General features: G+C 32.2%; 12 protein-coding genes. 1 reads left to right on the forward strand and 11 read right to left on the reverse strand.

Annotation, left to right across the window (positions count from 1 at the left end; translation table 11 throughout):
* Nucleotides 1–13: 13 nt before the first annotated feature.
* The 6 genes from AAGD53_RS04305 to acnA form a co-directional block, all read right to left on the reverse strand.
* The gene (locus tag AAGD53_RS04305) at nt 14–3073 is read right to left on the reverse strand and encodes an efflux RND transporter permease subunit (protein ID WP_341762324.1); all 3060 of its coding nucleotides are present in this window, start codon (nt 3071–3073) and stop codon (nt 14–16) included.
* Between the two features lie 14 nt (nt 3074–3087).
* Nucleotides 3088–3747, reverse strand: a complete 660-nt coding sequence (locus AAGD53_RS04310) for an amino acid ABC transporter permease (protein ID WP_341762325.1) — start codon at nt 3745–3747, stop codon at nt 3088–3090.
* Nucleotides 3748–3796: 49 nt separating this feature from the next.
* Complete coding sequence (locus AAGD53_RS04315; RefSeq protein WP_341761188.1) at nt 3797–4195, reverse strand: hypothetical protein; 399 nt, start codon at nt 4193–4195, stop codon at nt 3797–3799.
* Nucleotides 4196–4421: 226 nt separating this feature from the next.
* On the reverse strand, nt 4422–5252 hold the full coding sequence (gene queF / locus AAGD53_RS04320) for an NADPH-dependent 7-cyano-7-deazaguanine reductase QueF (RefSeq protein WP_341762326.1): 831 nt from the start codon (nt 5250–5252) through the stop codon (nt 4422–4424).
* Nucleotides 5252–5608 (reverse strand): hypothetical protein, encoded by a 357-nt coding sequence (locus AAGD53_RS04325; RefSeq protein ID WP_341748473.1) that lies wholly within the window; start codon nt 5606–5608, stop codon nt 5252–5254. Before AAGD53_RS04325 ends, queF begins: the two co-directional genes overlap by 1 nt.
* The gene (gene acnA / locus AAGD53_RS04330) at nt 5601–8255 is read right to left on the reverse strand and encodes an aconitate hydratase AcnA (protein WP_341762327.1); all 2655 of its coding nucleotides are present in this window, start codon (nt 8253–8255) and stop codon (nt 5601–5603) included. The genes AAGD53_RS04325 and acnA overlap by 8 nt, the downstream gene beginning before the upstream one ends.
* Nucleotides 8256–8386: 131 nt before the next feature.
* Between acnA and ccmA the strand changes: the two genes are divergently transcribed.
* A complete protein-coding gene (gene ccmA / locus AAGD53_RS04335) occupies nt 8387–8989 on the forward strand; it encodes a heme ABC exporter ATP-binding protein CcmA (protein WP_341762328.1) in 603 nt (200 codons plus the stop codon).
* Between the two features lie 240 nt (nt 8990–9229).
* Here the strand turns inward: ccmA and AAGD53_RS04340 are convergent, their stop codons facing one another.
* The 5 genes from AAGD53_RS04340 to xseA all read right to left on the reverse strand — a co-directional run bounded on the left by AAGD53_RS04340 (nt 9230) and on the right by xseA (nt 18369).
* Nucleotides 9230–10762, reverse strand: coding sequence for an NTP/NDP exchange transporter (locus AAGD53_RS04340; RefSeq protein ID WP_341762329.1), 1533 nt, complete (start codon nt 10760–10762; stop codon nt 9230–9232).
* A 361-nt stretch (nt 10763–11123) separates the two neighbouring features.
* Complete coding sequence (locus AAGD53_RS04345; RefSeq protein ID WP_341762330.1) at nt 11124–12812, reverse strand: hypothetical protein; 1689 nt, start codon at nt 12810–12812, stop codon at nt 11124–11126.
* On the reverse strand, nt 12796–15117 hold the full coding sequence (locus AAGD53_RS04350; RefSeq protein ID WP_341762331.1) for a hypothetical protein: 2322 nt from the start codon (nt 15115–15117) through the stop codon (nt 12796–12798). Before AAGD53_RS04350 ends, AAGD53_RS04345 begins: the two co-directional genes overlap by 17 nt.
* A 282-nt stretch (nt 15118–15399) precedes the next feature.
* On the reverse strand, nt 15400–16992 hold the full coding sequence (locus tag AAGD53_RS04355; protein ID WP_341762332.1) for a transporter substrate-binding domain-containing protein: 1593 nt from the start codon (nt 16990–16992) through the stop codon (nt 15400–15402).
* Nucleotides 16993–17019: 27 nt separating this feature from the next.
* Complete coding sequence (gene xseA / locus AAGD53_RS04360) at nt 17020–18369, reverse strand: exodeoxyribonuclease VII large subunit (RefSeq protein WP_341762333.1); 1350 nt, start codon at nt 18367–18369, stop codon at nt 17020–17022.
* Nucleotides 18370–18501: the final 132 nt, after the last annotated feature.

The raw sequence follows: 18501 nt of genomic DNA on the forward strand, positions 1-18501 counted from the left end.
TGTAAAAAATTATCTAATTCTTCAATTCATTTATTTGAATATATTCCCTTTTAAAACTTTGATATAAAACTGGAATAACGAATATAGTGAAAAGAGTTCCTATACTCATTCCACCAACTATTACTAAACCAATAGAATTTTGTGCGGCTGCTCCTGCTCCAGAACTAATCACTAATGACATTGCCCCAAAAATAGTTGCTAGAGTAGTCATTAGAATAGGTCTAAGTCTTAAGCTAGAGGCCCTAGTTACAGCTTCTCTAACAGTTAGTCCTTGGTCTCTTAAGTTATTAGCAAATTCTACTATCATAATAGAATTTTTTGTTATCAAACCAATTAAAGTGATCAAACCAATATTACTATACATATTAAGCGTATTACCACATATTAAGAGCATTAATACCCCTCCAGTAATTGAGAATGGTACAGCAATAAGTATTAATATAGGATCAGTAAAACTTTCAAATTGAGCCGAAAGCACTAAATAAATAAACAACAAAGCAAATAAGAAAGTAACAATAAGATTACTTTGTGATTCTGTCATTCTTTTAATCTCTCCAATATATTCTAATGTAGTTGTGCTACTATCCAATAATTCATCAGCTATAGTATTTATCGAATTTATGGCATCGGTAATTTTTTGCTTTGGAGCTAAACCTGACGAAATCGTTACAGATCTAGAATTATTATAGTGGTTATAAGACTCAATAGACACTTTCTCAACCATATTAGCAACTACACTTAATGGCAGCAAATTATTAGTTGGTTTATTGGTTGGTATCAGTATCTTACTAAAATGATCGGTACTATTACGGTATTTTAGGTTATATTGCATAGTTATATCATAGAGATTATTGCCCATTCTGAAATCACCAATTTTTCTTGCTGCCAGCAAATATTGCAATGTTATTCCTATATTTTCTAAACTCACACCAAGCAGATAAGCTTTATCTCGGTTAACAATTACGTCAATTGTCGGCATAGAAGAATTTAAATCACTACCCACATTGATAAAAACTGGATCTTTCTTCATTTTATTAACGAATTTCTGTGATATTTGATCTAACTCGTCATATTCAAGTGAGGTCTGTAAAGTAAATTCGACAGCATTTCTAGCATTACCACTAACCAACGAAGGTGGATTTTGAGCAAAAATCGACATTCCCGCTATTTGTTGAAATTGCTTATTAAGCATATTTTTTATATCTTCTTGTGACATTAACCTTTCCTTCCAATCTTTAAGAGGTACGAAAGCAAAAGCACTGTTACTACCTCCAGAGCCAATTATTGTCAAATAACCTGCTATATCTTTATGAGGACTAAGTATTTTCTCAGCTTCTGCTACTATTTTTTCTGATTGTTTAATACTAGAACCTTGAGGACCAGTGAAGAAAATTTGTAAGAAACCATCATCTTCCTGAGGAATAAAAACTTTTTTGACAAAAATAAAACTAACAACTAGTACAACTAAAGATAGTGCAATAATAAGTGAGAATTTCTTTTTATGATCAAGAGCAAGATCTAAATAGTACAAATACTTGCCTTGTACTAATTTAATGAACTGATCAAATTTAACTAAAAACCCTAAAGGAGGTTGAACATTTTTGTTAATCATTCGACTTGCCATCATTGGCGTTAAAGTAATCGCCACAAAACCGGAAAATAAAACGCAGAATGCTAAGGTCCAAGCAAATTCAATGAATAACTTACCAATAAATCCATCTATAAAACCTATTGGTAAAAATACTGAAACAAGTGTTATAGTCATCGCTACAATGGCAAAACCAATTTCCTTAGATGCAAGAAAGGCAGCTTCTATAGGAGAATGCCCCATTTCATTGTACCTAAAAATGTTTTCTAACATTACTATTGCATCATCTACTACCAAACCAATAGCTAATATCATTGCTAAAAGGGTAAATATATTGATAGAAAATCCTAAATAATACATAACAATAAACGTACCAATTAATGATATCGGAACAGTTACAAATGGTATGAGGGTGATTTTTACTGATGCCAAGAACAGGTATATTACTACCATAACCAAAACTAGTGCTTCCATGATAGTGAAGAATACTGATCTGATTGAAGCCCTAACTGGAATTGATGAATCATGGGCTATATCAATTGTTATACCCTTAGGTAGATTTTTTTTTATTTTATCTAGTGAATATCTAACCTCTTTGGATAAATCAAGTATGTTTGCCTTCGATTGTTTTATAAGACCAAGTGCTATCGAGTTTTTTCCGTTATATCTAAAAATTACCTCAGTATCTGGAGGGGCTAAATATATTTTAGCAATATCCCGTAACTTTAATATATTAGCATCTTTCACTTTTAGTATAATTTTTTCAAACTCTTCCAGTTTACTTAAAGAGCCATCTAATCTTACAGTAAAATCACGTGCAGTTGTTTTAATAGTTCCTGCTGGATAATAAATATTTTGTTTTTTTATAGCACTCTCAATTTCTAACACTGACATTTTATGCTGATATAATTTTACCGGGTCTGGTTCTATACGCATAGAGTAATCTTTAGCACCATATATCTCAACCTGACCTATTGTTTCAAGTTTTTCTAAAATGGTTTTTACGCTATCTTGAACAATTTGGGTTAATTGTAAATCATCATATACATCACTACTGATACTTAAATACAAACTAGGGAAATTATCTGCATCCATCTTAGCAACATAAGGCATGCTCATACCTTGGGGGAATATGTAACTTATATCAGATATTTTAGACCGAACATCGTTTAAGGCTGTTTCTATATCAACCGATGATAGAAATCTTAAAACTATATGACTGCTACTTGTAGTACTTTGTGAAGTGATAGTATCAAGGTTCTTGACAGTTTTTAGTGCTTTTTCAATACGAGTTGTTATCTCTTTCTCCATATAAAGAGCATCTGCCCCAGGGTAATTTGCATATACTGTTATTACAGGAAAAGAAATATCGGGAATACCCCTAATTTGTAGTTTAGTAAAAAATACCGCCCCTAAAATAACAACCACTAGACTCAACACTGTTGCAAATACCGGACGTTTTATACATATTTCACTTAAGTACATATTATCAATAAATCCTACTCAGCTCCAATTACTAGTCTTTTCTCAATAATTTTAGCTAATTTACTGATAATTATTACCATAACATAGTAACAAAGTCCTGCTATTAACATAGGGGTAAAATAAGTATAACTTTCAAGCGATACTAATTGAGCTCTACGCATTAAATCCATTTCACCGATCATTGATATAATCGATGATTCTTTGATTAAATTAATAAGCTCATTAACCAGTGAAGGTAAGATATTTCTTATGGCTTGAGGCAAGATAATATCTTTCATCATTAATCTCTCGGGTATAGCTAATGCTTTAGCTGCCTCAATCTGTCCTTTATCAACACTATTAATTCCAGCTCTAATTATTTCCGAAACATATGCCCCGGAGTTTAATGAGAAAGCTATGCTACCAGCAACGAAGACACCAAGCTTAATGCCAATTACACTAGGTAAACCAAAATAAATTATGCTAAGTTGTATAAGTAACGGAGTACCACGAAAAATAGATGTATAGAAATTAGCAAACAGTCTTAACGCACAACTTTTACTTACCTTACAAATTGCTAGTAAGATACCAATAATCAACCCTAATAACACTGAAACTATACTGTATTTCAGTGTTACTACCATCCCTTGCATAATAAAATATATAGAAGAAAAATCAAGTAATTGCTCAAACATCTAACACTCTTAAATAACCTCAATTTTGGAATTGTGCCAAACTTACTACCTATTCAAATTTCCGTATATTACGAGCAACCTCAATGGAAGAATTCATCATATTAGTACAATATATTTCAAACATTTTCCGCTGTAACAAAGCTAAATCTAGTAACCCATTACATTTCAACAAATCTTTAGTAAGTACAACATTATCCTGCATTCCTTTACTCATCGATGATAAGAGTTGACTAAATATATCTTCGGTTATTCTAATACGATTATTAACAACTGCTAAGTTTTTAGAAATTGCAGAATTTACTATATCAGTATACTCTTTTGATAATCTCGATAATTGACTAACCAAATTGTCTATTGTTTCAGATTTCATTTCAGAACTATCTGAATTGTCCTTTAATTGAACACCCGGAGGTAGTTTTTTATTCGAGTTTAACTTATTTTTGCCCATATTTTCTCCAATATTTTCTCCACTTTAACTCGATAATCAAGCTTTTCCTTAACCGTCATTGCAAGCGAACGTATGTGAGCGTGGCAATCCATGAAGCTTGTCATATGGATTGCTTCGTCGACCTACGGTCTCCTCGCTAATAGACGTATTTTTTAATAATTCTAAAAAACTTGATTATCGAGTTTAATATAAATATACTCTAAATTGATACTACCACTAAGCATTATTATTGACGAATATGTCTTATATTACTAAGTTTTGTAACCTCTAGGTTGCAATTGGAGCGTATAGGGTTAATATCTATGCCACCACGTCTTGTATATCTCGCATAAACAGTTAATTGATCGGGAATACAAAACTTATTAATATCACAAAAAATACGCTCAACGCATTGTTCATGAAACTCATTATGATTACGAAATGATACAAAATATTTTAATAAAGAACTATGGTCAATTTTTTTGCCTCTGTAACTAATTTGTACCGATGCCCAATCTGGTTGGTTAGTAACTAAACAATTCGATTTTAGCAAGTTAGAATATAGTACTTCATTTACTACTTGCGTATCGTCTTCAGATAATTTTGGCAAATTTTGGCTAGTCTCAAAACTAGTAATTGTCACCTCCAGCCTATCCAAATTTATGCCTGAAAAGGACTGCAGCTTTGTTCCCTCATATGATTCTAAATCTTTTATAGAAACAGTTACAGGTGCTTGAAATACCAAACTTAAGTCCTTTGCAATTAATTCCTTTACTTGCTCTCTATTATCAAACTTAGTATTATTAAAAGAATTTAAATAAAGCTTTAGTGATTTTGATTCTATAATATTAGGCGACTCACAACTTACCATGAACTCCAATATTTTTACTTCAGGTTTACCACTTGGGCTTAGCCAAGAAACTTCATAACAATTCCAAATGTCAAATCCATTAAACGGCAAAGAACCTAATATCTGTAAGCTATCTCTAGCAAATTTACGACTGATTGGGTATAGTAAACTATTGTCATACAAATCTGCATATTTAGTTTGCTTTCCAAGTACGGTTTCAATAAACATTATTTTATCCAGTAAGTCATATAGTTTGGATGTCCTGTATCATTCAACAAATATTTGAGGCCTATAGCGATTCTTAATATAAACCAAACAAACAAGCATGCGTATAACACCGGACCAATTAGTATTATAGTGGTTATCATAGATATTATAATACCAATAAATCCTATGCAAAAAGTACGTAATATAAAAGTGTAATGGCTAGCTAAAAGTCCATCTTTAATATCCTTATTAATATATGCAAAAACTGCTCCAATAATAGGTAATAATGGTGCAACTACTCCGCACAGAAATAATATATATATTACTATAAGGTTTGTTTTCCCTGCATTTATGTATTTCTTAATCTCCTTATCCATGTTCATCTCTTAAATTTTTAACTACTAGATGCATTATACTACCATGTTTTATATAGTCTATCTCATTATCTGTAAAAACTTGTAATATTACTTTGATAGTCTCAACTATACCACTTTTTCTCTTTATGATACAATTAAGTTGCTCATAAGGCGTTATTTCATTACTCAAGCCAGTAATGGTGACATACTCAGAACCATCAAGTTTTAAGTCATTTACAGTAGAAGAAGAAAGAGCAAGCGGTAAAACACCCATACCCACTAAGTTTGACCTATGAATTCTTTCAAAACTTTCAGCAATTACTGCTTTTACTCCAAGTAAACTAGTACCTTTTGCTGCCCAGTCTCTTGATGAACCAGAGCCATATTCTTTGCCTGCAAAAATTACTAAAGGCACAGAATGAGCTTTATAATCCATTGCAGCATCATAGATACTCTCTTGATTACCTAGTTGGTTTATAGTTACCCCTCCTTCAATTCCGGGACACATGGCGTTTTTTATCCTATTATTGGCAAAAGTGCCTCGCATCATTACTTCATGATTGCCACGCCGTGATCCATAAGAGTTAAAATCGAGAGGTAGAATGCCATGCTCAGTTAAATACTTAGCGGCAGGACTTGTTTTACTAATATTGCCGGCTGGAGATATATGATCAGTCGTAATGGAATTGCCAAAAATAGCTAATATTCTAGCAGATTCTATATCGTGCAAGCTACTAGATATATGTTCAATACCTTCAAAATAAGGAGGATTGTTAATATAAGTACTATCTTTACTCCAATTATAAGTATCGGTTTTAGTTACCTTAATATCTTGCCACTCTTTATCACCTAAAAATACTTCACTATATTTGTCTTTGAACATTTTAGAGTTAATAGATTGATCTATTAACTCTTTTATCTCTTGGTGGGTTGGCCAAATATCATTAAGATATATATCCTTACCATTATGACCTTTACCTATCACGTCAGTTTCAAGATCAATGTTCATAGTACCTGCTAGAGCATAAGCAACAACTAAAGGAGGAGAAGCCAAATAACTAGCTATTGTTAAAGGATGTACCCTTCCTTCAAAATTCCTGTTACCAGATAACACCGAAGCAACAACAAGATTGTTCCCGGCAATAGTCTCTTCTATTTCCTGCATAAGCGAACCAGAATTGCCTATACAAGTAGTACAACCATAGCCGACAAGATTAAAACCTAAATTATTTAGATACTGGTCAAGTCCAGTTTTTTTTAAATATTCCGTTACTACTTTTGAACCAGGGGCCAATGAAGTCTTAACCCATGGTTTTTTCATCAACCCAAGTTCTACTGCTTTCTTAGCAAGCAAGCCTGCCCCGATCATCACAGTAGGATTCGAAGTATTTGTACAGCTTGTGATTGCAGCTATTACGACATCACCATGTCCTATACTATATTGCTCATCAACAGAGTACTTTTTATCAATATCAACATCACCTCTAGTTAGAGAAGGTAGTTCAGTTTTAAAATTACTAGCAGCATTTTTTAGGTTAACCCTATCTTGTGGACGTCTTGGACCAGCTAGGGAAGATTCTAAAGCGGATAAATCCAATTCTAATATATCAGTATATTCTGGAGTAATTATTGGATCAAACCATAATGATTGTAGCTTGGCATATTGCTCTACTAGCTTTATTCTATTTTGATCTCTAGCTGTAAAATTAAGGTATTTTATAGTCTCATTATCAATTGGGAAGAACCCACAAGTAGCACCATACTCAGGAGCCATATTTGATATAGTCGCCCTATCTGCCAAGCTCAGTGATTCTAACCCATCTCCATAAAATTCAACAAATTTGCCGACTACATTTTTCTTTCTTAGCATTTGAGTAACTGTTAGCACCAAATCTGTAGCAGTAATCATTCCCTTTAAAGCGCCAGTTAACTTAAAGCCAATTACCTCTGGTAAAATCATTGATAAAGATTGACCAAGCATGGCTGCCTCAGCTTCAATTCCCCCAACTCCCCAACCAAGAACTGCTAAACCATTAATCATCGTAGTATGACTATCTGTGCCAACTAATGTATCCGGATAAGCGAAAGTTACACCATTTTGTTGTTTGCTCCACACAACATTGGCTAAATATTCCAAATTAACTTGATGACAGATTCCTGTTCCTGGTGGTACTACTCTAAAATTATCAAATGCTTCTTGCCCCCATTTCAAAAACTCATAACGCTCTAGATTGCGTGCTACTTCCATTTTGACATTCTTAGCAAACGCATCACTTGTTCCATAATAATCAACTTGTACAGAATGATCTATGACAAGGTCAACCGGGATCAGAGGATTAATCTTTAATGGATTACCCCCTAGTTTTTTTATAGCATCACGCATAGCAGCTAAATCAACAATGGCAGGAACTCCGGTAAAATCCTGCATTAGTACCCTAGCCGGCATAAACGGTATCTCAGCGTCGGATTTTCTAGCCTTAAGCCATTCTTTAAATAGTAACAAGTTTTTTTTACTACCAGTTAGACGAAGGACATTTTCAAATAATATCCTTAAACTATAAGGTAGACGCTTTAACTCAAGATTAATATCACTTGCCGCTTTATTTATATCAAAAATTTTATAAAGATTATCTCCTACAGATATTTCTTTAAGATAATCAGGATTCATTCCCGTTCCTCCAATTTTTTAAAATTCAAGTATACACTAAAAATACCTACCACTAAGGCCTTCATTTAACTTAACTTGAAAAAATAAATATTTGAAGTAAATTATATAAAAACTTTCTTAGAATCGTATAAATGCTGTCATTTGAACAACTAACTCTTATTATAGACGAAAAAACTATCTTCACTAATATTAGTATGACTTTTTTACCATCATCTATAGTTTATTTACAGGGAGCAAATGGTTGCGGGAAGACTTCACTACTTAGAATTGTAGCTAATATACAAAATCCAACAAGTGGCAATGTTTTGTATAGATCATTGAACTGTAAATATTTAAAGAAACCTTATTGTAATTATATTGGACATAATCTTGGATTAAAATCCCAAATAACTGTATTAGAGCATCTAAAATTTTGGTCTACAATTTATGATTCCCTTGAAGCTTTAGAATCTTCGATATACTATTTCAAGTTACATAATATTTTGCATGAGAAATGTTACAAGCTATCTGCTGGTAACCAAAAGAAAGTTGCCTTAGCAAAACTCATTGCTTGCCAGTCAAATTTATGGCTATTAGATGAAGTAGAAGCAAACCTAGATCAAGAAAACAAAGAATTACTATATAACTTGATTATTTTGAAAGCAAATAATGCTGGAGTTATTGTGGCTACCTCCCACTCTAATATAGATATTAAGACAGCACAAATAATCAACCTTAAGGATTATAATTGTTAGACCTTAGTAACCTTAATTCGATATAAGAATTAATAATTCTTATATCGAATTGGCTTCTTATAATGAAAAATGCATTCTTGAAGCGGCTGGCACGAATGCATTTTAATCTATTACCGCTAATAATTTTATTTTTATACTTATAAAAATAAAATTATTAGCAAATTAATATTTAACAATCAGGTGAAGAACCGCTTCAAACCTGATTGTTTCTATATATATCACTGAATTCGATGTAACTTGTTACATCGAATTCAGGTTTAGTAAGTTTTTGTAATATCGATTTAAGACTTTTACACCCAAAATCCAAGCTACACAAACAACAAGAAAAACAACCATCAAAAAACCAGCTAGATCGTTATGTACAGCATTTGGGAAAATACTGAAAGAGACAAATTGAATAATTGCTCCAGAAGATTTTCCTACTTTGTATCCAAGTACATCTACTGCTGCCTTTCCCTTAGTTTTCATTTCATTATCAAGAGGTATATATACCATTTCTTTAGTAGAATCAAACAATGAATATTTTACGCTTTTCCCTAAAACATGCCACAAACCGCCTACAAAAACAATGATCATTAATGGAGAAAGATAACTAAGACCAGTCATAATTGCCAATAAAGGTTTTTCTAGTACAACAAAGGTAAAAAACATCATACCTGATAACAGTGTTACGATAGGGGTGATCACTGCTCCCCAAAACCAACCACAAATCCTGACTAAACTACTACCTAGAAAAGCACAAATTAAAGTAAGTACTCCCGTCCAAAAAAACACCTCACCGTGATAAGATATAAAGGCTTGGGTACTAGGGTATAATTGCTTGGTTTTAGACATCCATAATCCTTCAATTAGGTTGATTGTCATGGAATATGAAATCATTAATACACAAATAATTCCTAAATATTTAGATGTAAAAATTATTTTGCTGCTGTCAACTAACCCTAGTTTTAGTATATCGGTTCTTTTATTTTTGAATCTAATATTTTTAGTAGTTTCTATAATTTTCGATTCAACAAATCTATGCAAGATTAAACAAATTAGACCGGAAATTATAATGATTAGCATAAACGATTTAAGGAGAATTTCTGTTTTGTCGTTAAGATGGGAAAATAGAGGTAACAAAAAATGTTCACCTTTGGCAAAATATATAATTATACTGCCAGATATTAGTAAGTTAGTTTGACCAAATAAGGAAAAAAACGTATAAAATCTTGGAGCTTCTTCAATACTGGTAATCTTATTAGCAAGTTGCCAGTATAATAGTGTAAATACAATTACTGGCCACAACTCCCCCATTATATAAAATAACACAATACTCCATTTTCCCCAAATGATAATAAACCATTTTAAATGTGGAAGTACGGTAACATAATATTCTATTACTTCAGGATCTGGATGAAAATATTCCCGGTATGGAAACAACACAAAAGCAAATAATATGAAGAATCCCAAGAAAAAAGATACTACTATCCTAAACACTTGCTCAGTTGTCATAATATTACAAAGTTTGGAGTAAAGAATGACAAATAAGACACCCATAGGCATCTCACCCCAAAGTTTTATAAAGCTTAAAACTTCTGTGCTAATTAATGTCACTACCAAGCTATCTTTGATACTACGTACTAGATTTTGGTTAAGGAGAATACAAAACATTAGTAAAGCCATAGGTATAAACTTTACTAACTCATTAGATCTAATAGGCCAAACAACGTGTCTAAATTTACTATTTCTAGCCCTATTCCACATATTGAAAGAAGAATTTACTGCATCCATTTAATACCCATGTTCATTTCTAAGCAACCTAAACTATAAGAAAAACCATGTCAAGTGGTTTTATAATTTAATACTCGATAATCAAGTTTTTTTAGATACCTGCCTTCGCAGGGATGACACCCACAACTGTTGAAAGTTTACAAATATCTAACCACAGCGTCTATTAGCGAGCGTAAGCGAAGCAATCTAGGAAATAATCTATAGATAAATGATGTTACTGGATTGCTTCGTCGGTCTTACAACCTCCTCGCAATGACGATTTAGGGCTTACAAAGCTCATCGCGAGACGATTTTTAACTTTCAACAGTTGTGGAATGACACCCTAGGCTATTAAACCGATGTCTTACATCGATACTTGAGATTATATTACGCTTCCAGTAATTGTTGTTTGTTTAGACTTGGGAGATGGCAAATGTTTTATATCGCTGTTAGATGTCCCATTTGGCACAACATGTTTAGATACACTATTCTTTATATCATTAATGGCCATTTTACCATTCTTGCTTTTAGTACTCTTTGCCACATAACTGGTTGCTTCTTTACCTATTTTTCTAGCCTCACTTTGAACATCTTTTTTATGTTCAGGTAATTTCGTTTTCTCGTCAAAACTAACCTGATCAAACGTAGCTTTACTAACTGCCTTGCTCTTAGACTTAGAGTCTTCTGAAGTAAATTGTGCCTCAGTCAAATCTGTGCCTTTCATAGAAATATCTTTAAATGTTAGCCCACTTATATCGCCAACAATTTTAACATTATCTAAAGTTATTTTATTATTTGCATGATTTTTATTATATTTATTAATTGCAGGCAAAAGAGTTTTTAAAGATTTTGCATCAATAGTTGCCCCTTCAAAACTAATTTTATCTTTAAAAATAGCTCCTTTAAAAGAGCAATTGCTAATTTCACTATTTTGAAAAGAACGTTCTTTAAATATCGCCTTATCAAAATTAAACCCATTAATTATAACATTTTCAGTAGGTATCGGATTTTCTTTGTCAAAAACCAAACCTCTGAAATCTTTACTTATTAGAGAATATTCTACAGTTTTTGAGATTGTACCAATATTGGTGGCATCAGCTTGTTGTTGAAGTAACTCACTTAAATCAAGTTTCCCTTCATCTATTTGCTGAGAACTTTGCTGAACACTCTGCTGAGAATCTTTATCAGAAAAACTAAAACGAACTTTGCCTAAAGATTCACTCCATTTTTGTCTACGTGTTCTCAGTGAGGTAAAACTTCTTTGTATTAGGAATCTAGCCCCTTCAACTAATGTTTCTGATACTATTCCTAGTAATTTCTTGTCAGATAATAATTTGAATATCCCGAACATAACCATGTTATAATTACCAGTCTTAAATTGTTCGGCTATCTTTGTTAAATCTGGTATCTTTTTGCTAGCTAACTCAATAATTTCCTGACCTTTTACTTTTAAATTCCTACCCACAACTGTTGTATTGAGAAATTCATCAACTACAGCACCAAATCGCTCAGCATTCTCACCAAGAAACTTTGGAATATCTTTATCAATTATTTTCCTCACATCTGCATTTTCTGGTTTATTTATAAAATCTAAAATAGAATCTGCTACTGTAACAGCTTGAGCAATTTTCTCTTGTTCAGGACTATTTACTAGGTCTTGAATTTTAGTAATAATAGTTGTTACCCCCTCTTTATCTTTTAAAGTAGCATTAACCAAATCAGTTGCTATTGGTAATATTTGTGGGACAATATCAATAGCTAACTCAGCCATCTTTAACACTAGATCAGGTTTAACTTCAGCGGTATCTAGGCTAGCTTTAACCTCTTTTTGCTCAGTTATATTTTTTGTAACTGCTAAAATAGTATCTTTATTTTGTTGTAAATAAGCAGGGATACTCTTAGTTAATAGAGGAGTAATATTTTGAGCAATCTTACCTGCATCATCAATTATATTAGACAAAATTTCTAGCGTAGCTTCATTACTAGTTTCATTACTAGGCTCATTTTGGTACTTAGCTAAATTACTATTAATTCTAACTAGCTCTGGCACTGTACTAAGACCATCTGACACTATATCGACTTAATGGCACTGTAGCATCTATCAATTCTTGTGGTACACCATATCTTGCAATTTGGGGATTATTATTGCTAATATTATTAACTATAGCCTTGATAGTTTCTGTATTTGCTCTAAGTAAATTTGGCAAATCCTCCTTTATATTTTTCTGGACATCTACATTTTCAAGTAATCCTATAAATTGTTTAATTAATCTTTCTGTAGCTTGATCTTTCAACTCAATATCACCAGTTTCCTGAGTTATTGTTTGTATATCTTGATAGAGTGCCTTTATTTGCTCTAGACTTAGTGCTTTCATGGTATTTTGTAGCACATCAATAGCTGTAGGAATTACCTTCCCATAAAATTCAGGGTTCACATTAGCTAGCATTGGAACAATAGGTGATACTACTACTTTATAAATATCCTCCTTCTCTAAATTTTGAGTATTGCTTTGAGCTAAAGATTCAGCATTACTCTTTAGTGTTTCAAGCAATTTTGGCAAAACTTGAACAGCAACATTGGCAATCTCTGTTTTATTTTTTGCTAAAACATCCGGCAATCTCTCTTTTAGTGTTGTTAAGGTTGCATCTTGTAACAAAATATTAGGTAACTGTTTAACAATAGCAAGTTTTTTAGCTCCACCTTGTTTATCTAGGTGACTTACTTCCGAAATAGTTTTAGCCTCTCGTATTTTATCATCAGTATCATCCAATATAACTGGCTTTAAAGCTTCATATATATTATTAACCCCTTCATGGTTTGCTAAAACGTTACCAATAAGTTCTGAAAGTACAGGTACTACTTCCGGTAATAATTCTTTTTCCATTCCCAAGCTACTAAGCGTTCCCTGCAGTTCTGTATTTGATCCAATGATTATTTGCAATGCTTTGGCTATATTGTCTCCATCATTAATTAAGAATTTAGATAGTATATCATTTTTTATGAGTACACTAAGATCTATTTTATCTAATATTGTAGCAAGTAAATCTTTTTTTACTTGAGGGTCGTCAGATAAAGCTCTATCGGCAGTTAGCTGCACAATTTCTATAATATTTTCAGGATTTTTAAGTATCTCAACAACGGTATTTTTGACAATAGGTAATAATTGACTATTTATATATTGTTCATCAAAACCAGCTTTCTTTAATTCTTGTAATAAAATAGCCCTATCATACTTAGCTTGTAGCGATTTTAAAGAATCAATTTTTTCTTCTAATTCTTTAATTTTAGATTCTTTTCTTATTGTAGATGATTTTAGCTCTTGTAATTCTTTGTCTAGTTCCGGTAATTTCTGTATATCATCCTTTTTAGAGTTAAAATCTTTTTGTATCTCATCTATTTTCCCCAACTCTTTTAATGCAATCTTGGTAAGAATTGGAGCAAGATTTTCCACTAATCCATTAATTATTTCGACATTTTGAGTAAGAAATGTTTTTGTATCAGGATCTTGTAATAATTTTATAAAGAAAGGAGGGTTAGATGGATCATATTTTTCTTCACCATTTAATATTTTCTGCAATTTCTCTATTTCCTTAGCATAAAACCCCCCTGAAGTTATAACACCAACAGTTGTTTTAGCATGACTTACTGCAAATTGTATACCCTCTATGGCAGCTTTAAATGCCTGACCTTTACCAATACCTTTTTCTTTTGTTCTTGCCTCTGCTAAAGGAGATAATATTTTCTCTAAATGAGTTTGATCTTTTAAAATATCGCTACATATTTTAAAAAATTTCTCTTTTTCTTCTTGATAGGAAAGTTCTCGCTTTTGCTGTTGCTTTATCTCCTTTTTTTCTTGCTTTTGTTGTTGTTCTTGTTGCTTTTGCTGTTGCTTTATCTCTTTTTCTGCTTGCTTTTGCTGTTGTTCTTGTTGCTTTTGTTCCTGTTTTATCTCCTTTCCTGCTTGCTGTTTATCATGTGAGTTAACTAACTTGTTATAATCCTCTATCTCTTTGTTGCATGCATTAAGTTTTTCTTCCCATGACTTCAGTTGTTCTTTTGTCTTTTTTTCTTGAGGTTTTTGCTGAGGTTCTTGCCTTGCTAATGCAATTAACTCTTTATACTTAGTAATTTCTGCTAATAAATCCGCTTGCCTTTGCTCAACTAATTTTTTATATTCCTCTATTTTTTTTATCTTTTTTTCTATTTTTGCTGATTGTTTGGCAATTTTCTCTTTATCTTTGAGGTTTTTTATATCTAATACTTCTTTTTCTTTTTTATAAATATTTTCTTGTAGATTTTTCAAAGTATGATTAGCCGATTTAAAAACTTGCTTGACGGCAGTAAAAATTGATACCTTATCATTTGTTTTACTCATATCTAATTCTCCTTTATTTATAGTTAACCTAAGAAGGTTTTAGCCATATGTTAATCTTAGCTATACGTCTATTAGCGAGGAGGCTGTAAGGTCGACGAAGCAATCCAGTAACATCATTTATTTATAGATTGTTTCCTAGATTGCTTCACTTACGCTCGCTAATAGACGCTGGTGGTATAGGTGTTTGTAAACTTTCAACAGTTGTGGTATTGCCCCCGCGGGAATGATTGCATGGACTTCGTCCATATATGACATCAATTCTATCACCATTAGCTAAAAGAATCAATTCGCAATACTCCCATTATCCGAACGAAAAGTTAAGTTTGGAATATTATAGTAGTGAACTAAAAACCTACTGACAAAAGCACCTGCAATTACCGTAATAATAGAGTATTTTATTGTATTATAATTAGGATTATAAGCATAAGCATCTAATAATATACTAAAGATTACACCCCATAATATAAATATTTCAAAATTAACTTCTCTAGGTATATACTCCATATTCTTGTCATGCTTACAAATTAAATTCCGCAATATTATACCAGCACTAGAAGTCAAACACGCAAAACATGGTCCCCAAAACTCTAAAGGTTCAATTCTTTGTACAATTACGGTTACAACGCCAATTATCATAAAGGATGCTTGCCCTAAAGAATCACAAATAACAAGAGTATTACTCCATATTTTTTGGATAAAACTATCCTCATATAACTGCTTATTATAATAAGCTAGGAGTTTAACGGTAGAGAAGCCAACAAGTACCGTTATAAAAACACGGAAAGTATAATATGGAGTCAAAACAAGTTTTATATTATCACCATGGTGTACTATTATAATATCGAGTAAAATACATCCTAATAGAGACGGTAACATTGCTAATACAAAAGTACCAAACAACGTGGCATTTGTTTTAGAGGATATAGTGATAGCAGAAATCGCGAATGCTATACTCCCGATAACTCCAATAATATAACACCATTCTGAATCAATAGATTTTGGCAATAAAATATGATATATATAGCTTTTAACGATTTTTTTATATTCATCGCTATCGACAAATTCTTTTATTGAATCGTTAAACCGTGCGACTATGTTAGAAGATACAGTTTTCTTACTGAACATTAAATGTACAGGGGTTTTAATACCAGTAGGGATTTCTTCTATTTGATCTTTTTTAATATAGTTTAATGCAAGAGCTACCCCTGAAATTCTGTCAGCAAGAAACCCATCAATTTCATTACGTAGCAGCCCATTAAATAACTCTAGATTACTTCCATATTTAATGATAATATCATTATTATTCACCTGATTTAGGTAATCAGTCGTTCTTGCATCACCATAAACAGCTTTTTTAATTATACCAAGACGGAAATTTAGTAAACGTATCTGAGCTAAAAATTCATTTATATTACTAAAACTCAATTGTTTTTTTGCTGAACGTAAAGTAAATAAGGAAATTTCTTCAAATCGATATGGAAGAGAAAAATTAGCAAAGACTGCTCTCTCAGCAGTATAAGTAGCTCCCGCCACCATATCACTGTCACCATGCCCTATATTTGATATTGCTCGCTCCCACACAGAATCAGCATATTGTACGCCAATGCTAATTTTGCTACTAATATTATTGATTAATTCAATATCTAAGCCAGTAACACAATAGTGACCATTTTTAGCTATATGACTAAATTGGTAGGGTTCTAGTGGATACCAATCAACAAGCAGATTATCTTTATCAGACATTTCTTCAGTACATTGAGTAAAATATTTGTCCTGAATACTAGATAGTTGATTACTACTATCCTCAGGATTAGCAAAGGTAAAAAAGTTTTGCACAATAATAATAATCGGGATGATACTTTTAAGTACTTGCATTTTGCATTAGTTCTCCTAAATTAAGGTCTATTCCAAGTTTTTGCAGCATACATTAATATCACCGTCAAAGAACTTAATATTAAATTCTTGTTTTTTGCTTGCAACAACTTTTGATGTTATGAATTCTCCATCTTCTGATTTAATTACCGCAAAGCCACGTTTTAGTACAGTTTTATAATCTAGACTTGTAAGTAGCAAATTATTTAAATTTAATTGATGCTCATAATTTTTTAACTTAGTGCTAATAGATTTTAGCATATAATTAGATTGATGCACTAATTCTAACGATTGATAATTAACTATTCTTAGAGGATTTAATATTTCTATATTAAGTGAGTCAAGTTTTGCCACTTTAAATCTGAGTAGGTTAGGCAAAGAATCTGTTAATCTAAAACTGAGTTCATCAAGAAGTTGTTGATTATAATCTATATAAGTAGTTATACTCCTAAAAATATCAGTATTAGAGTTAACTGCTTGCTGTTCATATTTAACTAGCTGATTAATACGACTGCATAGTACATCATAATACGAACTGATTGTATAATGTAAATTAGAAAGCACAGGTACAGCAAATTCAGCTGCAGCAGTTGGTGTGGGGGCTCGCCTGTCAGCTACTAAATCAATTAAAGTATTATCCACTTCATGTCCAACTGCAGAAATAATAGGAATAGCTGAATTAAATACGCTCCGTACTACTACCTCTTCATTGAAAGCCCACAGATCTTCTATAGACCCCCCTCCCCTTGCAACAATTATAACATCAGGTTTTATATCTTTATCTAATTCATTAAATCCTGAAATAGCACTAGCAATTTCACTTGCAGCATTTTCGCCTTGAACAGCAACTGGCCATATTAGTATATGAGATGGACAGCGGTCATTAATACGGTGTATAATGTCCTTAATTACCGCCCCAGTCATTGATGTAACCACCCCAATCTTATTAGGCAGAAAAGGTAGTGGCTTTTTTTGTTTATTAAATATACCTTCTTTTTCTAATCTCTCTTGCCGCTCCTTGAGAATTTGCATGATAGCACCAAGACCTGCGGGTTCAAGGACTTCTACCGATAGCTGATATCGTGAATTTCCTGCATACCCAGAAAGCTTACCTCTAGCTACCACTTCTATACCATCAATTGGTACAAACTTAATTTTTGCAAGTACAGGACGCCAACAAGTACAGGCTAGAATAGCTGTATTTTCTTTAAGATTAAAGTAACCATGACCAGAAGTTGCTATCTTAAGACCAGAAATTTCCCCCTTTACTCTAATATAACCAAAATTATTCTCTAGCAACTCCTTGATCTTACTAGAAATTTCAGTAACTGAAAATTCCTGATCTACTAGATTAGTAATAAAACTATCTTCTTCTAACATAATGACACTGCTTTAGATAGTGGATTTTGAAAATGATTTTATATAAGCATTTTAAACTAATAAATTCAAGAACAAATAGACAATTAGTGTATTATAACCTCAAATATTGATGTAAGACATCGGTTTAATAGC

It is taken from the genome of Candidatus Tisiphia endosymbiont of Melanophora roralis (assembly GCF_964026575.1).
Classification (GTDB): Bacteria; Pseudomonadota; Alphaproteobacteria; order Rickettsiales; family Rickettsiaceae; genus Tisiphia.